The 22,280-nt window shown below is 44.6% G+C and carries 23 protein-coding genes and 1 tRNA gene; 5 read left to right on the plus strand and 19 right to left on the minus strand.

Annotated elements, in window-relative coordinates:
- Positions 1-4 precede the first annotated feature (4 nt).
- The 5 genes from AC6EJC_RS01935 to rpsF form a co-directional block, all read right to left on the minus strand.
- A complete protein-coding gene (locus AC6EJC_RS01935) occupies positions 5-967 on the minus strand; it encodes an ABC transporter permease (RefSeq protein WP_444952487.1) in 963 nt (320 codons plus the stop codon).
- Between the two features lie 68 nt (positions 968-1,035).
- On the minus strand, positions 1,036-2,775 hold the full coding sequence (locus AC6EJC_RS01940; RefSeq protein WP_444952488.1) for an ABC transporter substrate-binding protein: 1,740 nt from the start codon (positions 2,773-2,775) through the stop codon (positions 1,036-1,038).
- Positions 2,776-3,302: 527 nt separating this feature from the next.
- A complete protein-coding gene (gene rpsR / locus AC6EJC_RS01945; RefSeq protein WP_013312800.1) occupies positions 3,303-3,575 on the minus strand; it encodes a 30S ribosomal protein S18 in 273 nt (90 codons plus the stop codon).
- Positions 3,576-3,596: 21 nt separating this feature from the next.
- Positions 3,597-4,088 (minus strand): single-stranded DNA-binding protein, encoded by a 492-nt coding sequence (gene ssb, locus AC6EJC_RS01950; RefSeq protein WP_010346813.1) that lies wholly within the window; start codon positions 4,086-4,088, stop codon positions 3,597-3,599.
- A gap of 50 nt (positions 4,089-4,138) precedes the next feature.
- The gene (gene rpsF / locus AC6EJC_RS01955; RefSeq protein WP_013312802.1) at positions 4,139-4,423 is read right to left on the minus strand and encodes a 30S ribosomal protein S6; all 285 of its coding nucleotides are present in this window, start codon (positions 4,421-4,423) and stop codon (positions 4,139-4,141) included.
- Positions 4,424-4,740: 317 nt separating this feature from the next.
- Between rpsF and AC6EJC_RS01960 the strand changes: the two genes are divergently transcribed.
- Complete coding sequence (locus AC6EJC_RS01960) at positions 4,741-4,935, plus strand: YjzC family protein (RefSeq protein ID WP_025683698.1); 195 nt, start codon at positions 4,741-4,743, stop codon at positions 4,933-4,935.
- 367 nt (positions 4,936-5,302) lie between these two features.
- Positions 5,303-5,620: a hypothetical protein gene (locus AC6EJC_RS01965; protein ID WP_013312804.1), complete on the plus strand. Its 318-nt coding sequence runs from the start codon at positions 5,303-5,305 to the stop codon at positions 5,618-5,620.
- 261 nt (positions 5,621-5,881) lie between these two features.
- Here the strand turns inward: AC6EJC_RS01965 and AC6EJC_RS01970 are convergent.
- From AC6EJC_RS01970 to AC6EJC_RS01980, 3 genes are all read right to left on the minus strand, one after another.
- Positions 5,882-5,972: transfer RNA gene (locus AC6EJC_RS01970), tRNA-Ser, on the minus strand.
- A 77-nt stretch (positions 5,973-6,049) separates the two neighbouring features.
- On the minus strand, positions 6,050-6,274 hold the full coding sequence (locus AC6EJC_RS01975) for a DUF951 domain-containing protein (RefSeq protein ID WP_444952489.1): 225 nt from the start codon (positions 6,272-6,274) through the stop codon (positions 6,050-6,052).
- Entirely contained in the window at positions 6,264-7,214 is a 951-nt protein-coding gene (locus tag AC6EJC_RS01980; protein WP_444952490.1) for a mechanosensitive ion channel family protein, read from the minus strand. The genes AC6EJC_RS01975 and AC6EJC_RS01980 overlap by 11 nt, the downstream gene beginning before the upstream one ends.
- Before the next feature lie 311 nt (positions 7,215-7,525).
- Here AC6EJC_RS01980 and yyaC point away from each other — a divergent pair, with 311 nt between their 5' ends.
- Positions 7,526-8,131 (plus strand): spore protease YyaC, encoded by a 606-nt coding sequence (gene yyaC / locus AC6EJC_RS01985; protein ID WP_444952491.1) that lies wholly within the window; start codon positions 7,526-7,528, stop codon positions 8,129-8,131.
- Here the strand turns inward: yyaC and AC6EJC_RS01990 are convergent.
- The 11 genes from AC6EJC_RS01990 to rpmH all read right to left on the minus strand — a co-directional run bounded on the left by AC6EJC_RS01990 (position 8,085) and on the right by rpmH (position 18,505).
- Positions 8,085-8,606 carry a DUF4446 family protein gene (locus tag AC6EJC_RS01990; RefSeq protein WP_444952492.1) on the minus strand — a complete coding sequence of 174 codons (522 nt, stop codon included), beginning with the start codon at positions 8,604-8,606 and terminating at the stop codon, positions 8,085-8,087. The genes yyaC and AC6EJC_RS01990 overlap by 47 nt on opposite strands.
- Positions 8,607-8,805: 199 nt before the next feature.
- Positions 8,806-9,648 (minus strand): ParB/RepB/Spo0J family partition protein, encoded by an 843-nt coding sequence (locus AC6EJC_RS01995; protein WP_444952493.1) that lies wholly within the window; start codon positions 9,646-9,648, stop codon positions 8,806-8,808.
- A complete protein-coding gene (locus AC6EJC_RS02000; protein ID WP_007433242.1) occupies positions 9,641-10,402 on the minus strand; it encodes a ParA family protein in 762 nt (253 codons plus the stop codon). Before AC6EJC_RS02000 ends, AC6EJC_RS01995 begins: the two co-directional genes overlap by 8 nt.
- Positions 10,403-10,589: 187 nt before the next feature.
- Positions 10,590-11,408 carry a nucleoid occlusion protein gene (gene noc / locus AC6EJC_RS02005; RefSeq protein ID WP_025716015.1) on the minus strand — a complete coding sequence of 273 codons (819 nt, stop codon included), beginning with the start codon at positions 11,406-11,408 and terminating at the stop codon, positions 10,590-10,592.
- Between the two features lie 433 nt (positions 11,409-11,841).
- On the minus strand, positions 11,842-12,564 hold the full coding sequence (rsmG, locus tag AC6EJC_RS02010; RefSeq protein WP_444952494.1) for a 16S rRNA (guanine(527)-N(7))-methyltransferase RsmG: 723 nt from the start codon (positions 12,562-12,564) through the stop codon (positions 11,842-11,844).
- Entirely contained in the window at positions 12,564-14,453 is a 1,890-nt protein-coding gene (gene mnmG / locus AC6EJC_RS02015; protein WP_444952495.1) for a tRNA uridine-5-carboxymethylaminomethyl(34) synthesis enzyme MnmG, read from the minus strand. The genes rsmG and mnmG overlap by 1 nt, the downstream gene beginning before the upstream one ends.
- A gap of 98 nt (positions 14,454-14,551) precedes the next feature.
- Positions 14,552-15,928 carry a tRNA uridine-5-carboxymethylaminomethyl(34) synthesis GTPase MnmE gene (mnmE, locus tag AC6EJC_RS02020; protein ID WP_444952496.1) on the minus strand — a complete coding sequence of 459 codons (1,377 nt, stop codon included), beginning with the start codon at positions 15,926-15,928 and terminating at the stop codon, positions 14,552-14,554.
- Between the two features lie 129 nt (positions 15,929-16,057).
- On the minus strand, positions 16,058-16,816 hold the full coding sequence (gene jag, locus AC6EJC_RS02025; RefSeq protein ID WP_444952497.1) for an RNA-binding cell elongation regulator Jag/EloR: 759 nt from the start codon (positions 16,814-16,816) through the stop codon (positions 16,058-16,060).
- Positions 16,813-17,685 carry a YidC/Oxa1 family membrane protein insertase gene (locus AC6EJC_RS02030; protein WP_444952498.1) on the minus strand — a complete coding sequence of 291 codons (873 nt, stop codon included), beginning with the start codon at positions 17,683-17,685 and terminating at the stop codon, positions 16,813-16,815. Before AC6EJC_RS02030 ends, jag begins: the two co-directional genes overlap by 4 nt.
- 71 nt (positions 17,686-17,756) lie before the next feature.
- Complete coding sequence (gene rnpA / locus AC6EJC_RS02035; RefSeq protein ID WP_013312817.1) at positions 17,757-18,107, minus strand: ribonuclease P protein component; 351 nt, start codon at positions 18,105-18,107, stop codon at positions 17,757-17,759.
- A 263-nt stretch (positions 18,108-18,370) separates the two neighbouring features.
- Positions 18,371-18,505: a 50S ribosomal protein L34 gene (gene rpmH, locus AC6EJC_RS02040; RefSeq protein ID WP_007433250.1), complete on the minus strand. Its 135-nt coding sequence runs from the start codon at positions 18,503-18,505 to the stop codon at positions 18,371-18,373.
- A gap of 1,069 nt (positions 18,506-19,574) precedes the next feature.
- On the opposite strand from rpmH, the gene dnaA reads away from it, so the two are divergent.
- Together dnaA and dnaN are read left to right on the plus strand one after the other, a co-directional pair.
- The gene (gene dnaA / locus AC6EJC_RS02045) at positions 19,575-20,921 is read left to right on the plus strand and encodes a chromosomal replication initiator protein DnaA (protein WP_444952499.1); all 1,347 of its coding nucleotides are present in this window, start codon (positions 19,575-19,577) and stop codon (positions 20,919-20,921) included.
- 186 nt (positions 20,922-21,107) lie between these two features.
- Positions 21,108-22,250: a DNA polymerase III subunit beta gene (dnaN, locus tag AC6EJC_RS02050; protein ID WP_444952500.1), complete on the plus strand. Its 1,143-nt coding sequence runs from the start codon at positions 21,108-21,110 to the stop codon at positions 22,248-22,250.
- The last annotated feature ends 30 nt before the right edge of the window (positions 22,251-22,280 follow it).

Consider the following 22,280-nt stretch of genomic DNA (forward strand, 5'->3'; position numbering starts at 1 on the left):
CCTCCTACTTCAAGCGAATTCTTGGATCTGCCATGCCATACAATACATCAGAGAGCAAATTGCCGATGAGCGTAAGAACCGCTAAGAAAATCGTGAAGCCCAACATAAACGGATAATCCCGCATACTAATCGACTCCAGATAGACCTGACCCACACCCGGCCACACAAATACCTTCTCCAGAATCATCGCCCCACCAAATAAGGCCGGAAGCTCGAAGCCGAGCAGTGTGATTGCTGGAATCAGTGCATTGCGCAGTGCGTGCTTGAAAATAACCGTCCGTTCCTTCAAGCCTTTAGCGCGCGCGGTACGAATATAATCCTGACGAATGACCTCCAACATGCCTGTACGGAAATACCTAGTCAGGCTCCCTGTGCTCAGCATCGTAAGTACGAGTGTCGGCAGGAACATATGCTTGAAAACATCCACCATATAAGCCCACGAGCCTGGCTCCATTCCTGCTGTGGTCATACCCCCAACTGGAAGGATCCCCCATTCAAGGGCAAATATTTTGATGACCAGAAGACCAATAAAAAATGAAGGCAGCGACATACATAAGAAAATGAATAACGTGACAAACTTATCGAATAACGAATATTGAAACTTGGCTGAAAATACCCCGGCAATAACGGCAATCAGCCAGCTAAAAATAAGACTAAAAAAAGCGATAATAAAAGAGTTCCATACATAATTGCCAATGACTTTCGTTACTGGCTGCTTATGCTGCAATGAATCCCCCATATTTCCCTTTAACATATTACCGGCCCATATAAAATAGCGTTGGTACTCCGGTTTATCCAGCCCGTAGATATGTCGTAGCTGCTGCGCCTTTTCGGCGGTCATATTCGGGTTCTGCTTGGCTGTAATATAATCACCCGGCACCATGGCTGAAATCGCAAATACGATAATGGATATGCCAATAAGTGTGGGGATGAGCTGCAGCAGTCTTCGAATAATGTACTGCTTCATATTCATTCCTCCAGACGAATAAAGTGATATGCCCAGCTCGTGAGAGCTGAGCATACGATTGGCAACCCTTATTGAGCGATCTGAGCGTTATGCAGAGTGAACTCAAAATCTTTGTATGGTGTAATTTCTAAGCCGGTTACACGTCCATTAACTGGCCACATATCCCTGCGCTGATACATAAAGATGGCTGGCAGATCTTTGTTCAGCTCTTGATAGAGCTGTTTGTAAATCAGTTTGCGTTTCTCTTGATCCAGTTCATGCTTGCCAGCAAGCGTCAACTCATCGACCTTTTTATTAGAGTAGCCGATATCATTTTGCGCACCATTCGTAATATAAGTCGTTGTATCTGGATCTGGAGTCAAGCCCCAAGCCGCAAAGAACATATCAAACTTGCCCGTATCCTTTTTATCCATAATGGCATTGAAATCCAAGGTTTCGGACGTCAGCTTGATGCCCAGTTCCTTGTAGTTATTGGACATGATCGGTAGCAAGGCCTCTACTACTGGGTTGTCAGCAGTCGCAGAGAAGTTAATGGTCAGCTTTTCGCCGTCCTTTTCGCGAATTCCGTCAGCGCCAACCTTCCAGCCTGCCTCATCCAGTAAAGCCTTCGCCTTAGCTGTATCAAATTCGTATTTATTGATGCCTTCATCCGTATAAGACCAAGCTTCTGTAGACTGTGGAATGTTAATGACATTCGCATATGGACCATACACGCCCTGCACAATCTCCTTGCGGTTCAAGCCAATCGTTAGAGCTTGACGTACTTTAGGGTCCTTAAATTTCTTTTCTTTGTGATTAAACGCAATATATCCATAGCCGTTCGTCGGCATAATATTCACGTCCAGGAAGCCCAGAGACTTCAATTCCTCTACGTTATCTTCAGTAACTGTAACATTGTCTATATCCGTTTCACCTGTTTGCAGCATAGACAGGTTAGTTTCTTCTGTCGTTGTTTTGAAAATAACCGATTTCACCTTTGGTGCGCCTTTGAAGTAGTTTGGATTCGCTTCAAATACGACTTGTTGACCCGGGGAGAAGCTCTTCAGCACATACTGCCCGGAGCCGATTGGCTTATTATTAAGCGCCTTGATGCTGTCCAGGTTACCCTTTTTGAAACCTTTTCCGTAATAAGCTTCTGGCATGAAGTATTGCTCACCCAGAAAATCTTTTGTGTAAGCTGTTGCTTCTGTAACCGTTACCTCTACCGTGTTATCATCAATGACCTTGATACCAGGGATATCATTTGCTTTACCATCGTGATATTCTTTACCGCCTTTAATTTTAAAAGATAAAACATCCGTTTCTCCATCATAATTCGGATCATGCAGTACCTTGAGAACAAAGGCGTAATCCTTCACTGTTACTGGCGTGCCGTCACTATACTTCACGCCTGGTTTCAAATGGAATGTATATTTTAGACCATCCGGCGATACATCAACCTTGTCAGCCAAACTATTTTCATATGTACCATCCGCCTTCACCTGTAAGAAGGAGTCAAATACTGTTCTGACTACATATAAATCGTAAGTCGTTTGCCAGAATAGCGGGTTAAATACCCCTTTAGGTGATGTCATACCTACTACAATGTTATCTTTCCGATTCGTCGCTCCCGGAGGATTTTGCGTCAGATCAGTTGCTTTAATAACGCCCTCCGTAACTGGTGCAGTCCCTTCATTTCCCTCTGTTTTATTGCCCGCATTGCCTTGCTGTGGCTGTGCCTCATTAGCACCTCCGCTACATCCTGCAAACAGAACACCAACGATCGTAAGCACCATAAGCAAAGAAACCCATTTCTTCGTCTGCACCATCCTGTTAATCCCCCTTAGTCGGTTCTTTATTTAACAGCCTGTCTCATTCCTGCGGTGATTCATTAAAGCTTGAGGTTTGAAAATGAAGTTTGCACATCCTCCTTACTGTTACCAATGATAGCGTAAAAACGTGTTTTAGACCTTTGGTCAATTTTTTGCGCTGACAACCATTACATTTTTATTAAGGTTTATCTTAAGTGTAAAATAATATCACGTCAATATCTTTTTTTATGTAATATAAAAATGCAAAATATCTATTTATGTAAAGTTTATGAATTTTATTTGTGGAAAACGACAAAAACCAGGTTTTCATGTAATATTAAATAACATTTCGGATGACCGAAATGTTTACTCTGGCGAGTTGGGGAGCTTGCAATTTCAAAGCCACTAAAAGGTGAACTATGCTTTATGGGTAAACATGGATTGTATTATTAGTAAGTTACAATAGATGGAACTTGTTGTCAATATAAAAAATCATAAAAAAAGATGTCCCCGGGATCGGGAACATCTCTTCTTTCCACTCACTACTATTCAGTAGTGTAAGGAAGCAATGCGATTTGACGGGAACGTTTAACAGCGATTGTCAACATACGTTGATATTTCGCGCTTGTTCCAGTCACACGACGAGGAAGAATTTTTCCACGTTCGCTGATGAATTTTTTAAGCAGGTCTGTATCTTTATAGTCAATGTGAGTAATTTTGTTCACAGTGAAGAAACATACTTTACGACGTTTGTTGCGACCACCACGACGAGCTGGTCTTTTGTTATCGTCTCCGCCTTCTCTTTGTCTGAAGCCCATTCTTTGTCAGTCCTTTCCCAATTAAAATGGTAGATCATCATCCGAAATATCGATCGGTTTTCCGTCATCGGAAAAAGGATCCTGATTGTTTCGCGAGTTATTATTCCCACGTCCACTATTGCTGTTACCGCCTCCGAAAGGAGACTCTTCACGCATACCTCCACCGCTATTGCCGCCACCGTTGCCGCTATCGCGGTTAGATTCCAAGAAACGCACATTATCAGCAACAATTTCGGTCACGTATACACGTTTTCCTTCGTTGTTCTCATAATTACGCACCTGAACACGGCCTTCAACAGCCGTCAAACGACCTTTACGAAGATAGTTAGCGCATGTTTCAGCAAGCTGACGCCAGGTTACGATCGGCAAGAAATCCGCTTCCCGTTCGCCGCCTTGACTCGTAAACGGACGGTCTACAGCCAGGGTGAACTGGGTTACTGCTACACCAGACGGTGTATAGCGCAGTTCTGGATCTTTGGTCAAACGACCGATCAGAATGACACGGTTCAACAATCCAATCCCCTCCTTTGAGCGTTGTTCATTACGTAAATCACGTACAATAATTAAGCTACGTCGTTCGTAATGAGATAACGAATTACTTCGTCAGAAATTTTCATGATACGTTCAAGCTCAGTAACAACAGCAGGTTCTGCTGTGAAGTTTACCAGAACGAAAGAACCATCACGGAATTTCTTGATCTCATACGCAAGACGGCGTTTAGTTACATCGTGACTCGTAATTTCGCCACCGCCGTTAGAGATGATACCTTGGAATTTATCGACTGTCGCTTGAACAGCTTCTTGTTCAATGTCAGGACGAATAATATACATCGCTTCATATTTGCGCATTCTTTACACCTCCTTATGGACATAAGGCCCTCAATCTCAGTTGAGAGCAAGGAACGAGCCTAAACTCGCACTAAAACAGTTTACCAAATCGAACAACTGAATGCAACCTACAAATTCAATGCACAAGACTAAATCGGCTAAATACACTTCATATCATTAGCTTCTATACAATTTTATAGCATATCAAAAATTTCGCATATATAAAGGAAATAATTTGATTCACTTACTATCTGTATGCCCGATTTCGCATGTTTCTGTCCAAGACAGCGCACAATAACCGTTGCAGTCCAAATTCATTTATCTAAGGAGGCACAATCATGGGTGAAAAGACTGAGTTCGAACCAGGAGATAAGGCCCCGAACGACGGCGTATATATGGAGGTCGGAGAAAAGAGCTTCCATACTGAAATTCAAAACCCGCAGCAAGTAACGTTGGAAAGAGGCGAAACTTTTCCGGAGACCACCAACCATAACCGCAAGTGGAAGAAAAAAACGAAAGCTCGCGTCCACTAATGTATATTTCTTCGGAATCCTGGCCATATTATGATTAGGCGATACAACAGAGAGGTGTGGTTCCGTTGGATTACGTAGCCGGACAAACTGTTAGGAGATCCATTCAAGGCATTAGAAGCGTTAGGTTTGTGTAAAAGGACACTGTCTTTTCAACACTGGTATTGCTTGTCAGTACACCGAGTTTCATGATGTGATTGGACAGATCGTATCCTGTTAAAAATGTATCGCCTACGATGGAGGACCTTTGTGGTCCTCCTTTGTTGCATTATCGGACTTTTTGCATATACTGGTAAAATGCAGATTAATTCAGCTCCTTCTGCTAGAATATATCCAAGTACAAAGACCTACTATCTACGGAGGTTTAAAGATGAGCTATTCTCGAATATTAAAGTGGATATCAGGTATATTCGAATTGGTGCTTGCCGTACCGATTGTGGGGGGAGCTATTGTCATGGGGACCGGCTACTCAGCTCTGGGATTTATGCTTGTCCTGCATGCAGTAACACTTATCCTGTCGTTACGCAATCAGGAAGCGATCTACGGCTCTGTATGGGGAGTGCTCACTTCCTTGCTAGCCTGGATACCCTTTGTAGGCTGGGCTCTTCATTTGATTGCAGCGATCCTTCTGATGATCTCTGGCTCAAAAAAAACAAAACGCTATCATTACCCGCCTAACCAGCTATAACAAAAGAATGCTCCTAACGGCAATTATTTCTCCGCTGTCAGGAGCATTCTTTTGCTGTAACGCCTTACTCATCCCCCAATAGATTCTTGATCATTTCTTCAATATCGTTAAATAAAGGGGTTACCTCTTCTCTCTCATGGTCGTCCCATATCCACAAGAGGTTCACTTTATCATAGTCTTATGATCGTTTATTTCCATATACCAAAAAATCTCCTACATCCATAGACGTAAGAGATTGGTTTATTTATTAAATGAAGTTAGTGGCGGAAAGAGTGGGAGTCGAACCCACGCACGCCTTGCGACGCCTAACTGATTTCGAGTCAGCCCCCTTAGACCTCTTGGGTACCTTTCCGCAGCAAGGATAATTATATCATCATTGCAACTCCGACGCAAGCTGATTCTTGTCCATCACCATTCATTTTTCTCGGCTCAATTCGTCTCCGTGTTCTGCTCGTCGGCGTCGGCCTTTGAGCGCAGCACCTTCTTCATATTCTTTTCGAACTTGGCACGCGGAATTAGCACACTATGCTGGCAACCGACACATTTGATTCGAATATCCATCCCCATGCGGATAATTTCCATCTCATTCGTTCCACAGGGATGAGGCTTCTTCATCTGCACAATGTCCCCCAGTTCAAATGACTTACGCTCCACCCTTCTCCCCCCCTTTTCTTCCTTGCTCATCTTCTTTTTCAAGGGTTATCGCCGTCTCCAACGCGGCCTGACGATGTTCCTCATCCTCTAGAGCCTTCTTGATGTTATTCTGAATATCACGCTCTACCACGGCCCCTGTATTCGGCATACATTCTGCCACAACACGCACAATATACTCTGATGTAGTCATGGACTGAACCCCTAGCACATCCGGTATATTTAGTATCTGTACATTGGACTCTTCAATGCCTTGGATTGCCTGTTTTACCAAGCCGACTGCTTCCTCCAGGCTACGCTCAGCCTTCATCGGCACATCCACTACCGCCAACGCGTTAGACATGGAGAAGTTCGTTACCGTCGTAATTGAGCCGTTCGGTAAAATGTACACCTCACCTTTCCAGCTCACCAGTCTGGTTGTACGCAGCCCGATCATTTCTACCGTACCCTTGAAAGTACCTGTCTGAATGACGTCTCCTACGGCAAATTGATCCTCAAAAATAATAAAGAATCCGGTAATTACATCCTTAACCAAACTCTGTGCCCCAAAACCAACAGCCAGTCCAAGCACTCCAGCTCCGGCAATCAGAGGACCAAGATTAATGCCCATTTGAGACAGCACCAGCATGATCAAGATGAAATTGAATACAATGTTTGTTACATTTTTTAGCAGTTCTCCAACAGTCGTTAACCGCCTTGTATTCAATCGGAACCTGCCGTTATCTCCCTTTTGTTGCATCGACTTATCTATAATTTTATTAATAACTCGGATAAAGATACGTGTAATGATGAAAATAATTGCGATTTTCAAAATCACAAACAAAAAGGCCGACCACATTTCACCATCTGTAATGAATTTCCATGCGGCATCCTTCAAGTGAATAGCACCTTTCACTACCTCTTCTGTGCCTGAATCGCCCTCCAGCCAATGCATAAAGGTCATGCTGTACTCCTCCTTAAACAAGGGAACTACTCTTCCTGCTTCCCAAATTCTATTTCCTACTATATAAGCTTATCTACTGACTTCAAACATATGGCTATGAATAATCTACTTCCCCCGAGTATAAAAGCACAAGTTTATCCATATACTAGCTACTATCTTGAGAATAAATGTTACCCGCAGGCTAATTGTTATTGTCCAAGGTAGCTGATACAGCTGGTTTACATCCTTAGATCCATGCTGTCATAACAGCATAACGGTCTATAAAGCGAGTGCAACCTCCACACTCCATTACAGAGCGAAAGGAAGATTCCATGACTCATCCATCTGACTTCATTCCGGGGCAAGAACCCCTAAGCTTAAAAATATCACACACCGACCCCGGGATCCAATCAGCCATCATCCATCGTTTGCTGTTCCATCTGCACCAGGCGCCGAGTCTGCAAAATATCGTCATTATTTGCATCGGCACCGACCGTTCTACTGGAGATTGCCTCGGTCCGCTCGTAGGTACCCATTTGTCACGCTATAAAAGCCCTCTGTTTAACCTGTATGGAACATTAGAGGAGCCTGTACATGCCATGAACCTGCAAACGACGCTGAACGGCATATATGCCCGGTATGAACAGCCTTATATCATTGGCATAGATGCATGTCTTGGACAAACCTCCAGTGTTGGATGCATCCAGGTTTCAGATGGTCCTCTCAAGCCTGGAGCGGGTGTAAATAAAGAATTACCGCCGGTCGGCGATATCCATTTGACTGGTATCGTTAACGTCGGCGGCTTCATGGAATACTTCGTGTTGCAAAATACGAGACTAAATTTGGTAATGAAATTATCAGATATCATTGCTGGTAGCTTATACTCCGCGATTAAGGAGTGGCATTACCGTTCTGTCCTGCTTGCTGCGCAAGAGTAATGGCTTCTTTTTCTTCAGGTGATAAGGAATAGGTGGATTGTCCCGCTTCCAGAGGCTTGGCATACACATATGAGCCATCCCGGTTATAAATGCCGGTTAATACCATGCCGTCCTGATTGTCGTCTACAATAGCCAGAGAGAAGCTTAAATCGCTCCCTCTCTCACCAAAGGCATTATAGCGTTTGATGCCTATATGTCCCTTCAAGCCAGTCAGTTTGTTACGTAGTGATTTCATACTAGCACGATGGGTTTCCTGCTCATCCTCAATCGTATCCATCTGTACCTTTAAATCAATCAGCAGCGTTTCCAAATTCTCGACACCGCTGCCTGCCATCATGGTTTCATACTTTCGCCGCATCTTCTTCAGCTTTGCACCCTGCACGATAATAACAATCAACAGGATGAGCAAAATAAGCACGATCCCTGCAACGATTCCGGCAAGCTGTTCCATGATTAGTCCATTCAATTCAGCCATATGCTTGCTTCTACTCCTCTACCTCAAAAATCATGTTAATGCATACCTTTTATTTTATACGTTTGAGAACAGCGAAACAAATAACACAAGGCTATTAGTTTATCCATCAAAACCATTCTAATTCCTGCAATTCCAGACAAAGCAAAGACATATCTCACTTCCCATTTCGCTCAAGGAGACATGTCCATATTTTTACAGACTACTGTAATAGCTCCAGTAATCTTTCCAAATCCTGCTGGCTGTAATAATTCAATTCGATTTTGCCTTTATCCTTATTGTGCTTAATCTTCACAGTTGTTTTAAAACGCTCACGCAGGGACTCTTCCATATGGTCAATATAGGGGTCCTTTTTTCGTACCTTCGTTTTGGCTTTCGTTTCACCAGGCTTATGATCCAACTGCTGTACAGCTTCCTCCAGTTCGCGAACACTCCACTGCTGTTCAATACATTGCTGTGCTAACTGCTTCACCATGTCTGGATCTTTGAGCCCAACAATTGCTCTAGCGTGTCCCATTGATAATGTTCCACGTGAAACATGATCCTTAACTTCCTCAGGTAATGCGAGCAAGCGAAGAAAATTTGCAATATGAGAACGTGATTTTCCCACTTTCATGGACAACTCTTCCTGAGTTAAAGAAAATTGATCCATTAACCCCTGATAAGCTACTGCCACTTCCATCGCATTCAAATTTTCACGCTGCAAATTCTCAATCAGGGCAATTTCCATCACCTGCTGATCAGTGAAATTGCGAACAACCACAGGTATGGTCGGATTCCCACAAAATTGAGATGCCCGAAACCGCCTTTCTCCGGCTATAATCTCATATCCTCTCAATACACTACGTGCAATAATAGGTTGGATAACACCGTGCTGACGAATGGATTCGGCTAATTCCTTAATGGACTCTTCATCAAATGTTTTTCGAGGCTGGTACGGGTTTGCACGCAACTGGCTGAGCGGAATGTCAACAACCTTGTCCTCTTCATTGACCGTAAGGGAGGGAATGAGTGCATCCAGTCCTTTTCCCAACCGTTTACTCATAAGATACCACTTCCTTTGCCAACTCAATATATACCTCTGCCCCACGAGAACGGGGATCATACGTAATAATGGACTGGCCATGTGATGGTGCTTCGCTGAGTCTCACATTGCGTGGAATAATCGTCTGATAAACCTTGCTTTGAAAATACTTTTTCACTTCTTCAATCACCTGAATACCCAAGTTCGTACGGGCATCAAACATGGTTAACAACACACCTTCAATTTGCAGTGAGGTGTTTAGATGCTTCTGTACTAATCGCACAGTATTCAACAATTGACTTAATCCTTCCAACGCGTAATATTCACACTGGATCGGAATAATGACTGAATCGGAAGCCGTCAATGAATTAAGCGTCAAAATACCCAGCGATGGAGGGCAATCAATTAATATATAATCATAATTATGCTTGACGAGTTGAAGCGATCTTTTTAATCTCAATTCACGAGAAATGGTCGGTACCAGCTCAATTTCCGCGCCTGCTAACTGAATGGTTGCCGGAATAATATCCAATCCCTCAATCTGTGTACTGACAATCGCTTCGCTAGGATCAACCTCGTTAATGAGTACATCATAAATACAATTTGCCACATCCGCCTTATTGATACCCACACCGCTGGTTGTATTACCTTGCGGGTCGATATCCACGAGCAATACCCTTTTGCCGAGGGAAGCAAGTCCGGCGCCCAAATTCACGGAAGTAGTTGTTTTGCCTACTCCGCCCTTTTGATTGGCTACGGCTATTATTTTTGACACTTCATTCACCTCATAATTTAATCGGAATCCTGCTACATTCCATGATTGCAAAATGCTCTATGGAGACGTTACTTAGTCCTTAACTTACGGATAACGGCAATTTCAGAATAGAATGCGAGTATGCTGCGGTTTTATTTGGCGTTAGACAGAAAAAGCGGCAATTACTGCCGCCTGTACGCTTCATCCCTTACTTACGTTTGGGAATTTGAATGACAATCTCATAGTGATCCTCATGATCAGATTCCTTGGTTTTGATATCCAAGCCTGAGCCAGACACCATATCAATGGATTGACGAATCGTATTCAGCGCAAGCCGGACATCCTTGGTAAAGGAAATCCGCTTCGATTTCTTAATCGTGGATACTTGTTTATAAAAGGCAACTCGTGCCTCTGTCTGCTTTACATTGAGTTCCTTAGCAATGACTTCATCTAAAACCTTGTACTGTAGTTCCTCAGTCTCTAATGACAATAACGCACGAGCATGACGCTCGGACACCTTCCGTTCCATTAGAGCCTCTTTCACTCTCTCCGGCAGATGAAGCAACCGTATCTTGTTAGCAATAGTGGATTGGCTTTTGCCAAGTCGCTGAGCGAGGCTTTCCTGAGTAAGTTGATGCAGATCAATCAGCTTTTGGTAAGCTACAGCCTCTTCAATCGCAGTTAGCCCTTCCCGTTGAAGATTCTCAATCAACGCGATGGATGCAGCTTGTGAATCATTAAACTCACGAACAATGGCTGGAATCGTGTCCATACCCAGTTTGGTGACAGCTCTCCAACGACGTTCCCCTGCTATAATTTCATATTGTCCATTACGGAAACGAACGACAATCGGTTGAATTACACCATGCGTCTTAATGGTCTGGCATAGCTCATCAATCTTCTCGTCGTCAAATATGGTACGGGGCTGATAAGGACTGCTGACAATATCCCGAACTGGAATTTGTTTTATTTCGTCCCCAGTGGATCGCTCCGTCAAACCAAATAGCTTGGAAAATTGTTCTTTCATTCCGTATAATACCACCTAATTTCATAATAGCACCATACTAACAGCGCTTCGTGAAAAACAGTTCCTTACGCGGATCGTAGACCCTTTTATGATGAAACAGCGCCGTAAGCGGGTACACTCCACGTACTCCCCTGACATTTGTTGTCCCACTCCCCTATATGTATATCTGAATTCATGGGTACGGGAAGCAGTCAACCTACATTAAAACGATTATCTCTATTCTATCACTTTTCCAGCCATAATCCTATCGTCTCTACCAGCTTTTCGGAAGGATCGGAGAATAAATTGTGCATCCTCTTCGATAACTATCTAGCCATCTTCCTTTCCAATGTAAACAAGGGCGCATTTTAGCTAGGAGTCTGCTATGTAAAGAGTCTATAAGCCATAAAAAAAGTGAATGTTTCACGTGAAACATTCACTTTCTTTCAAACATTTACACTAACGGCGCCCTCAAAGGTGTACCAGGCTTGCGCGGATATTTCCGTGGTGTAGCCGCTCTTTTTTCAATAATAATCATATGTCTGGCTGCATCTTCAACAGGTAGTTGGAAGGCCTGAACATGTTTGATTTTTCCCTTTAGCTCTTTCAAGCTGTAGGAAGCTTCCTTGATTTCTTCCGTAGGATCACTGCCCTTCATCGCGGCAAAGTGGCCCCCTTCACGAACGAACGGCAAACAAAATTCATTCAGTACCGCAAGACGGGCAACGGCTCTGGCTGTAACCAGATCATAACTATCACGGTGTCCTGTTTTACGTCCCAATTCCTCTGCCCTGCTGTGAATCAGTTCAACATTTTCCAAACCCAACTGCTCTACCACATGAGCTAAAAATTGTATGCGTTTGTTCAACGAATCCACAATAGTCAACTGAATCTGCGGAAAGCATATTTTCAAAGGAATACCTGGGAAACCTGCACCTGACCCAATGTCAGCCAGGCTTCCCACATCATTTAACGGAACATAAAAGGCTAGGGAAAGAGAATCGTAGAAATGCTTGGTGTACACTGCATCACGCTCAGTAATACCCGTCAGGTTCATTTTTTCATTCCACTCAACCAGCACACGGTAATACGTTTCAAACTGCTCTAACTGACTGTCATTAATCACAATGCTATGCTCTGCCAGTCGCTGCTTAAATTGCTGTTGTATCGTGTCCATTATGATCCCCTTGCTGCCGTCACGCGGTTATAATGCTCCAGATAAACCAGCAAAATGGAAATATCCGCAGGAGTTACACCCGAAATACGGGATGCTTGACCAATCGACATCGGACGGATCTTTTCAAGTTTCTGCTTTGCTTCAATGGCCAATCCTTGAACTTCATTGTATACAATATCCTCTGGGAGCTTCTTCTTCTCCATCTTTTGCAGACGCTCTACATGCATCAATTGCTTTTCGATGTAGCCCGCATACTTAATTTGGATTTCCACCTGCTCCTGCTCTTCCTCAGTAAGAGCTATAGGTGAAGGTGATATTTGTGCTACTTGCGCATAACCGATCTCTGGTCGACGCAGCACCGTTAACAAATTACTACCATCCTGTATCGGTGCAGATCCGCCTTGTTCCAGCATCTCATTTACATCAACCGGACGAACCTTCGCCAAGCGCAAACGTTCAATTTCTTGCTCTACCTTTTGCTTTTTATCCAAAAAGCGCTCGTATCGTTCATCCGTAATTAGGCCAATATCATGCCCGATCGGAGTCAATCGCAGATCCGCGTTATCATGACGCAACAACAGACGATATTCTGCACGAGACGTCAGCAAGCGATAAGGCTCATTCGTCCCCTTCGTAACCAGATCGTCGATCAGAACCCCGATGTAGCCTTGAGAACGGTCCAGTACGACGGGCTCTTTGCCCTGTACCTTGCGAGCTGCGTTAATCCCTGCCATAATCCCTTGACCCGCAGCTTCTTCGTAACCGGAGGTACCGTTAATCTGACCTGCTGTGAACAAGCCAGGAACTTTCTTCGTTTCCAAAGTAGGCCACAATTGTGTAGGTACCATTGCATCATATTCAATAGCGTAACCGTTACGCATCATCTCTACCTTTTCCATCCCTGGAATCGAACGCAGTACAGCTAATTGCACATCCTCTGGCAAGCTGGTCGACAACCCCTGAACATAGTATTCAGATGTATTTTTACCCTCAGGCTCCAAAAAGATTTGGTGCTTCGGCTTATCACTGAAACGCACCACTTTATCTTCAATAGATGGGCAATAACGTGGTCCCGTTCCTTCAATCAGACCGGAGAACATCGGCGCACGGTGCAAATTATCATTAATAATCTGATGCGTTTCTACTGAAGTATACGTCAGCCAGCAAGGAAGCTGCTCATTATCTGAAGACTTCGTTTCATAGGAGAAAAACTTCGGTTGATCATCACCCGGCTGTATTTCCGTTTTGCTAAAATCAATCGTGTCCTTATGCACACGCGGCGGAGTCCCTGTCTTAAATCGAACCAGATCAAAACCCAGCTCTCTCAAATGCTCAGACAGTCTCAACGAAGGCTGCTGATTGTTCGGACCACTCTCATACATCAGCTCACCCATAATGATTTTTCCGCGCAAATAGGTGCCAGTAGTCAGGACAACCGCTTTACTTCGATACTCTGTGCCCGTCTTCGTAATCACACCCACGCAATGACCGTCTTCCATAATCAGCTCTTCAACCATACCTTGGCGTAAGGTCAGATTCGGTTCCTTCTCCATCGTTTCCTTCATCGCATGCTGATAAGAGAACTTGTCAGCTTGTGCACGCAATGCATGAACCGCAGGACCTTTACCAGTATTTAACATTCTCATTTGGATAAATGTCTTGTCGATATTCCGACCCATTTCGCCGCCCAATGCATCAATTTCTCGTACCACATGACCTTTTGCAGGACCGCCAATAGACGGGTTGCAGGGCATGAACGCGACCATATCCAGGTTAATTGTGATCATCAACGTACGACAGCCCATCCGTGCTGCTGCCAAAGCCGATTCTACGCCTGCATGGCCTGCGCCTACGACAATTACGTCATAGTCGCCTCCTTGATATCCCATATCTCTCTTACCTCCTTATACATTCCGGTCTTCACGCCGAATATGTTCTTGTATATCTATAACGATAGCTGGCTTATATCAGCCATGCTGCAATGTCCCTATTTACCCAGACAAAATTGTGAAAATATTTGATCTATTAACGCATCATGCGCAGTATCGCCTACAATCTCGCCCAAATGTTCCCATGCCAGCCTTACATCAATCTGAATCATGTCGATCGGAACAAATTGATCAGCGGCTTCATAGGCATCTACCAGCGATTGGCGCGCCTTCTTCAGCAAAGCAATATGCCGTACGTTGCTGACATATGTCATATCCGCTGATTCCAGCTTGCCGCTAAAGAATAAATTTGATATAGCCTGCTCCAGTCGGTCTGCTCCCTCATTTTCCTTCACAGACATCGGTACGATGAGCTCCTCAGGAACATAGCGCAGCAACAAATCCCGGTCTACTTGGGCCGGTAAGTCCATTTTATTCATAATGACAATCGCTTGTCTACCGCGGATTTGTTCCATTAATGCCATTTCATCCTCATGCAGTGGTTCATTGGCGTTAATAACGATGAGTAGCAGATCCGCTTCACTAACCGCCGTTCTCGAACGTTCTACTCCGATCCGTTCCACTACGTCCATCGTTTCACGAATCCCAGCTGTATCCAGCAGCTTAAGCGGAATACTATTAATGGTTACATATTCCTCAATAACGTCACGGGTCGTGCCCGGAATATCGGTCACAATCGCCCGTTCGCCCTGAGCCAATGTGTTCAGCAGTGACGATTTGCCCACATTCGGCCTTCCGACAATCGCAGTGGTCAGCCCTTCACGCAAAATTTTTCCCTGCTCCGCCGTATGCAGCAGCCGATCAATTTCCGCCATGACCTGACTGCTTTTATCCTTGATTAACTCAGACGTAAAAGATTCCACATCATGCTCAGGATAATCAATGTTCACTTCGATATGAGCAAGTGTCTCCACCAAAACATGACGCAAACGACGAATATTCTGGGACAGCTGTCCATCCACCTGCTTCAAAGCTACCGAAAAAGCTTTATCCGATTTCGAACGAATTAAGTCGATGACACCCTCCGCCTGACTCAGGTCAATACGACCATTCAAAAAAGCACGTTTCGTAAATTCACCCGGCTCGGCCAGACGTATATTTTGCAGCAGTAGTAAATCCATCACCCGTTTGACGGCTACCACCCCGCCATGAGTGCTGATTTCTACGACATCTTCTGTTGTAAAAGAGCGTGGCGCCCGCATCACTGTAACTAAAACTTCCTCCACCTTTTCCTGGCTTGGAGGATCTATAATATGTCCATAGTGTACCGTGTGAGTTGGAGCCTTGCTTAGAGGCGTTTTGCTACGGAACAAAGCTTCCACTTCCGTGACCGCTTCGGGACCACTGACCCGTACAACCGCAATGCCGCCTTCGCCGACAGCCGTTGCAATGGCAGCTATGGTATCGCTCAGCATATAGTTTCAACCTCCTAATCAAGTAGAAACGGCATTGCCGTCCTTGATCAAGGACGGCACCCGTTTCAGCGAGAAATATAAGAAAAAAAGCAATGGCTTCTGCATCTTGCAGAGAGCCATTGCGTCGGATTATTTTTTGGCAATGACGACGCGCCGATTCGGCTCGTCCCCCTTGCTGTATGTTCTAACCAGCGCATGCTGTTGGAGCTTGGCGTGAATCAGCTTCCGCTCCTGTGACGGCATTGGCTCCAGTACCACTTCCTTGCCATAACGAATAGCCTGGTTCGCCAGCCGATCCGCCAAATCCTCCAGCGTTTTTTGCCGACGTGCACGAAATTGCTCGGCATCCAGCACAATTCGGATGAATTTGTCTGAATGACGGTTGGCAACGATATTCGTCAGGTACTGCAATGCATCCAATGTCTGTCCTCTGCGGCCGATCAGCATACCGAGCGACGGACCGGAAATATCCAGTGTACTTTCATCCTTGCGGTGGCGGACATCGACTTCAACATCCAGTCCCATTCCTGCTGCTGTTTCACGGATGAAACGGACCGCCTCTTCATAAGGATCTACAAGTCCCGTGGGTGCTTCCATGTTCATCTGTGCTTCCTGCGCAACAGGCTCAGTTCCTGATAAAGCCTGTCCCACGCTAGAAGGCGCTTGAGCCGATACATGAAGTTCAGCCGCGTGTGTGGTTTCGGGAGACGGCTCAGAGAGCAGCGTAAGCTCCACCTTCGCCTTCTTGACCCCGAGCCACCCCAGGAATCCTTTTGACGGCTGTTCCAACACGTTTACGGTTACCCGTTCACGGCTTACTCCCAGCTGGGAGAGTCCTTGTCTTACAGCATCTTCAACGGTTTTTCCTGATGTCACGACTTTGGTCATCTCGACTTTTTAGCCCCCTTCGAGTTTCTGCCACCTTTTTTCTTGTTATTGCTATTGGAGGAACCTGTTTTCGTGAGACTGGCTGTTTTCACATTTGCCAGTGCTGCTTCTTTATCCTTATTCCGATAAAGGAAATAGTTTTGAATGATCGTGTAAATATTACTGTAGAACCAGTATAACGGCAAAGCGGATGGGAAGTTGTACGACATGAACAGAATCAGCACCGGATAGACGTACAGCAAAAATTGCATCGGTCCCTGCTGCGGCGTCGGATTCATTTTCATCATCATCCAGGTTTGGATAAATGTCGTGATCGCTGCCAAAATCGGCAGGATAAAGAAGTGATCCGGTTTACCTAACTGGAGCCACAAGAAGTCATGATCCCGCAATGCCGAGTTATAGTAAATCGCATTATAAAGCGCGATAAAAATCGGCATCTGTACAAGCAAAGGAAGACAGCCAGCCATAGGGTTGACCTTGTTTTCCTGGAACAACTTCATCGTCTCTTGCTGGACTTTTTCAGGCGTATCCTTGTATTTCGCTTGTATTTCTTTTAATTGTGGCTGAATGGCCTGCATAGCTTTGGAACTGCGTACTTGCTTGAGTGTAAGCGGCAAAATAATGGTTCGCACGATAATCACCAGAATCAGTACGGCCAGGCCATACTCTCCAGAGAACCATTGGGCAAATGTATCCAGCGCATACGAAAACCAGTAAACGACATATCTTTGCCAAACTGATCCATTGGCCAAGTCTGCCGTCGTGTAAGAATTGTGGGCCGTCTGGGCACATCCGGACAGCACAGCAACAAGTGCCAATAAGGCAATCAGGAGGAACCATTTTCCCCGTTGAGTCTTCAAACGCGACACTTCATAACCCCTTTCTTAACCAATCCATTCCAACGTAAATCATACCATATCCTGTAGGACAAAGATACTGACTATCGGCGTGAAGACTTGAGCAGCGAGGCTTTGCGCAGAACGTGCAGCACGCTTTTCTCCAGCTCTTGATACGACATTGTAACCGCACCCTTACGAACGATAAAGATCAGGTCAATCTGCTCCACCAATTCATGCTCATGATGGCGCACAATTTCCTTAACGATTCTGCGCATCCGGTTGCGGACAACTGCGTTGCCGATCTTCTTGCTGGCCGAAATTCCGACGCGGAACTGCTCTACCTCTCTGCGGCGGAACCAATACACCACAAACTGATGGTTGGCAAATGATTTGCCATGGCGGTATACGCGCCCAAAGTCCGCCCGGTTTCGTAGACGCAATTTTTTTTGCACGGCGCTTCTCCTTGCTCATCTCTTTTACACACATCGGTAAGCTAACCCACACCTCTTATATAGTAAGAAGTATGGACAACATTCCAACATGGTAATCTCGCTTATTTTATATCCGTTTTCAAAAGCTTCATCTAATATAGAGCAGGATACGGGACTTCTCCCTCTTCTTTCACTACATTTCTATAGCAGTAGAAAAAGCGATCCGATCCATGAATACCTCAATTATGAAAAAAAAGACCACCGTAGTGGTCTTTATGCACGCATTACGCACTCAATACTTTTCTACCTTTTTGGCGACGAGCTGCCAAAACTTTACGGCCATTCTTCGTGCTCATTCTTTTACGGAAGCCGTGAACTTTTTTACGTTTGCTGACATTCGGTCTGAAAGTCGGTCTCATTGTGCTGCACCTCCTTACAAGGAATACGTTTTATATGGAATATACCTAACATAGCAATCTCCACAAAAAACACCTTTGTACATTTAACCACAAATAACGCTCAAAGTCAATGTACTTGTGAATCCTCTCCCTCTTTTTCACATTCAGGAAGCTTCCCCCTCTTACCCGCTCACTCACTTCACTCTTTATGCCCTTTTTTCATAATTTTTTTCGCCTCTCCTCCATCATCAGCATTCTATTTTAGTTTCCACTCCTCCAAAAACTGCTCTTTTTATATTTATTCATTCTATGACTTGAATCTATCCTGTTTTCAGATCGCCGTCATCAGGGTCGTTTAAAAATAATGTCGGAAACGTTACCGGAAATTTTCAGCAGAAAAACAAGCCCCTGTGACCAAAAGGCAACGGCTGTTATGCACAGATCCACAAAAAGAACTGAATTGTGATTTAAATGGTCATAACCTGTGCATAACATTTTAGAGTAAAAAAGAGTTATTGTCGAAAACTGAACAAATTATAAACAATATCTTGTGTTGTGAATAAAAATTGTACACAACAGATTGAATTTGTGGATAAATAACCACCAGTCATTGAAATACAAGGCTTCTTTTGCTATGATGATATTACTTTTGAATGTGAATATGTTGTTTTACCCTCCATATTATCAACACCCTGTGGATAAAGTTGTGAACAAGTTCAATTTATCCATCTTTTTATTTTTGTGCGGATTCGGGATTCTGGGGATATATTCTACATTTTTCATTTGATTTCGACATATTGCAGTCCCGTTTTGGCCTGCGGGATTAAGAGAACGGATCGTGCCGCACATTCCCTCCTGAGAAATTTCGCCTTTCTTCTGCTGGTCAGCAGCGGAATTTTCCATTAGCTATTTTTCAGGGTCATTTTGTGCTGCGTTCTCTCACCAGACTGCCGCATCATTTAGGCGGCGGTATGTCTTTTTATGGCCTTCAACAACATTTTTGGGATTTTAGGCGTTTTGCCGAAGCGCCGAGAGCAGCTCTCTGCAGCTTAATTCGGTAAAATGTCAGGATTTAAAAGGAGTGACGTCTGTGGACAGCCATACCTCTGAACTATGGCAGCAAATTCTATCCATCATACAAACCAAGCTGAGTAAGCCGAGTTACGACACTTGGTTTAAGGCTACCAAGGCAGCGAAACTAAATGACCACTCCATTGTGATTTCCGCACCGACAACTTTTGCCGTGGAATGGCTTGAAAGCCGCTATACCAAGCTAGTCGGGGCAACGGTTTATGAGATTTTGGGCAAACAACTGGAGGTCAAGTTCGTCATTGAAGAGAGCAAGCCCGCCGAGGTCGACCTTCAGCAACAACCTCAGCAGCAGCCGGTCGTTCATGAAGAAGCTGTGTCCCATATGCTGAATCCCAAATATACCTTCGATACATTCGTCATCGGATCGGGGAACCGTTTTGCCCATGCGGCATCGCTGGCCGTCGCCGAGGCGCCGGCCAAAGCTTACAATCCGCTGTTTCTATACGGCGGTGTAGGTCTGGGGAAAACGCATCTGATGCACGCCATCGGACACTATATCTTGGAGCACAATCCGACCAGCAAGGTCGTTTATTTATCGTCGGAGAAGTTTACGAACGAATTCATTAATGCCATCCGGGACAACCGCGGGGAAAGCTTCCGGAATAAATATCGCAACATTGATATTTTGCTCATTGATGATATTCAATTCATTGCGGGCAAGGAATCGACGCAGGAGGAATTTTTCCACACGTTCAACGCGCTTCATGAGGAGCGCAAGCAGATTATAATATCAAGCGATCGGCCACCTAAAGAAATTCCAACGCTGGAAGAACGGCTGCGCTCTCGCTTCGAGTGGGGACTCATTACGGATATTCAACCGCCGGATCTGGAGACGAGAATTGCTATTCTTCGGAAAAAGGCGCGGGCGGAAAACCTGGATATTCCCAATGAGGCCATGATGTATATCGCTAATCAAATTGATACGAACATCCGTGAGCTGGAAGGGGCGCTAATACGTGTTGTCGCCTATTCTTCCTTAACAAATCAGGATGTAACAAGTCATCTTGCGGCTGAAGCGTTGAAGGACATCATCCCGTCCAGCCGTCCAAAAATGATCACGATTCAGGATATACAGCATCAAGTCGGGGAATTTTACAATTTACGGCTGGAGGATTTTAAAGCACGTAAGCGGACGAAGGCTGTAGCTTTTCCACGACAAATTGCCATGTATCTGTCTCGTGAGCTAACCGACTATTCTTTGCCGAAAATCGGTGAAGCTTTCGGTGGGCGTGATCATACGACTGTCATTCATGCGCACGAAAAAATCTCCAAATCCATTCAAGTGGATCAGGATCTGTTTAAAGTTATCAACAACCTAATAGAAAAAATCAAAAATCCAACCTGAACAAGTTCAGAGCCTATACACAATTTATACACATGTGGATAGGCTTGATTTTATTAGGGTTACAGTGACTTATCCACATATTCAGTGCGCCTATTACTATTACTAATATATTTTAAAGATATACATCACCTAAATAAGGCCCGCGTCAACGCGTGCTTGAAGGATTAAAACCCGTAGGAGGAACTTATGAAGATCAGCATTCTGAAAAACGTTTTGAACGAGGCTATACAACATGTATCCAAAGCGATATCAAGTCGGACTACGATTCCAATTCTGAGTGGTATTAAGCTAGATGTGAATCACCAGGGAGTAACGCTGACCGCCAGCGATACAGACATCTCCATTCAATCCTTTATTCCGATGGAGGATGGTGACCAAACTGTCGTTCAGGTCGAACAACCCGGTAGTGTTGTTCTCCCAGCCAAATTCTTTGTCGAAATTATCAAAAAGTTGCCGTCTCAGGAGATCCGTATGGAGGTAAAAGACCAATTCCAAACCTTTATCTCGTCCGGTGCAACCGAAATTCAGATCGTTGGCTTGGATCCTGAAGAATTCCCGGTCCTTCCCAACATTGAAGAAAATCAAGTGATCTCTGTGCCAGGTGATTTACTTAAAAATATGATTAAACAGACGGTGTTCTCCATTTCCACCCACGAAACGACACCGATTTTGACTGGCGTATTGTGGAATCTGGCTGAGGGGGAATTGAAGTTTGTGGCAACGGACCGTCACCGTCTTGCCACCCGCAGCGCTCATTTGGAGACGTCTGAAGGCTTGCGTTTTAGCAATGTTGTCATTGCAGGCAAAACGCTGAATGAGCTGAGCAGAATTATTCCAGATCAAAATATGCTTGTGGATATCGTCGTAGCGGACAATCAGGTATTATTCAAAGTGGATCGGGTGTTATTTTATTCCCGCATCTTGGACGGCACCTATCCTGATACTTCTAGAATTATTCCGACCTCCTACAAAACAGAACTGCTTGTGGATACAAAAAGTTTGAGCGAGTCTATTGACCGTGCTTATTTGCTGTCCCGTGAGGAAAAAACGAATATTGTAAAAATGCAGTCGCTGGAAAATGGCGGTTTGGAGATTTCCTCCAGTTCCTCTGAGCTTGGTAAAGTGCGTGAGGAAGTAACTGTGTCCAAATTTGAGGGAGAGCCGCTCAAAATCTCGTTCAACTCCAAATATATGCTCGACGTGCTGAAGGTGATTGACAGTGAGCAGCTGACGATTGCTTTTACTGGCATTATGAGTCCAATTATTTTAAAACCGGCAGATTCCAGCAATGCGCTGTACATCATCCTGCCATATCGCACAACTAACTGACGTTTAGTGTTACCCACCCGAAAACAAGCG

It is taken from the genome of Paenibacillus sp. TY11 (genome assembly GCF_059772165.1).

What these genes read in the sequence shown, in the direction of transcription:
- AC6EJC_RS01935 (WP_444952487.1), bottom strand. Translation starts at nt 967, where the DNA reads ATGAAGCAGTACATTATTCGAAGACTGCTGCAGCTCATCCCCACACTT.
- AC6EJC_RS01940 (WP_444952488.1), bottom strand. Translation starts at nt 2,775, where the DNA reads ATGGTGCAGACGAAGAAATGGGTTTCTTTGCTTATGGTGCTTACGATC.
- rpsR (WP_013312800.1), bottom strand. Translation starts at nt 3,575, where the DNA reads ATGGGCTTCAGACAAAGAGAAGGCGGAGACGATAACAAAAGACCAGCT.
- rpsF (WP_013312802.1), bottom strand. Translation starts at nt 4,423, where the DNA reads ATGCGCAAATATGAAGCGATGTATATTATTCGTCCTGACATTGAACAA.
- AC6EJC_RS01960 (WP_025683698.1), top strand. Translation starts at nt 4,741, where the DNA reads ATGGGTGAAAAGACTGAGTTCGAACCAGGAGATAAGGCCCCGAACGAC.
- AC6EJC_RS01965 (WP_013312804.1), top strand. Translation starts at nt 5,303, where the DNA reads ATGAGCTATTCTCGAATATTAAAGTGGATATCAGGTATATTCGAATTG.
- AC6EJC_RS01980 (WP_444952490.1), bottom strand. Translation starts at nt 7,214, where the DNA reads ATGACCTTTATGCATTGGCTGGAGGGCGATTCAGGCACAGAAGAGGTA.
- yyaC (WP_444952491.1), top strand. Translation starts at nt 7,526, where the DNA reads ATGACTCATCCATCTGACTTCATTCCGGGGCAAGAACCCCTAAGCTTA.
- AC6EJC_RS01990 (WP_444952492.1), bottom strand. Translation starts at nt 8,606, where the DNA reads ATGGCTGAATTGAATGGACTAATCATGGAACAGCTTGCCGGAATCGTT.
- AC6EJC_RS01995 (WP_444952493.1), bottom strand. Translation starts at nt 9,648, where the DNA reads ATGAGTAAACGGTTGGGAAAAGGACTGGATGCACTCATTCCCTCCCTT.
- noc (WP_025716015.1), bottom strand. Translation starts at nt 11,408, where the DNA reads ATGAAAGAACAATTTTCCAAGCTATTTGGTTTGACGGAGCGATCCACT.
- rsmG (WP_444952494.1), bottom strand. Translation starts at nt 12,564, where the DNA reads ATGGACACGATACAACAGCAATTTAAGCAGCGACTGGCAGAGCATAGC.
- mnmG (WP_444952495.1), bottom strand. Translation starts at nt 14,453, where the DNA reads ATGGGATATCAAGGAGGCGACTATGACGTAATTGTCGTAGGCGCAGGC.
- mnmE (WP_444952496.1), bottom strand. Translation starts at nt 15,928, where the DNA reads ATGCTGAGCGATACCATAGCTGCCATTGCAACGGCTGTCGGCGAAGGC.
- jag (WP_444952497.1), bottom strand. Translation starts at nt 16,816, where the DNA reads ATGACCAAAGTCGTGACATCAGGAAAAACCGTTGAAGATGCTGTAAGA.
- rpmH (WP_007433250.1), bottom strand. Translation starts at nt 18,505, where the DNA reads ATGAGACCGACTTTCAGACCGAATGTCAGCAAACGTAAAAAAGTTCAC.
- dnaN (WP_444952500.1), top strand. Translation starts at nt 21,108, where the DNA reads ATGAAGATCAGCATTCTGAAAAACGTTTTGAACGAGGCTATACAACAT.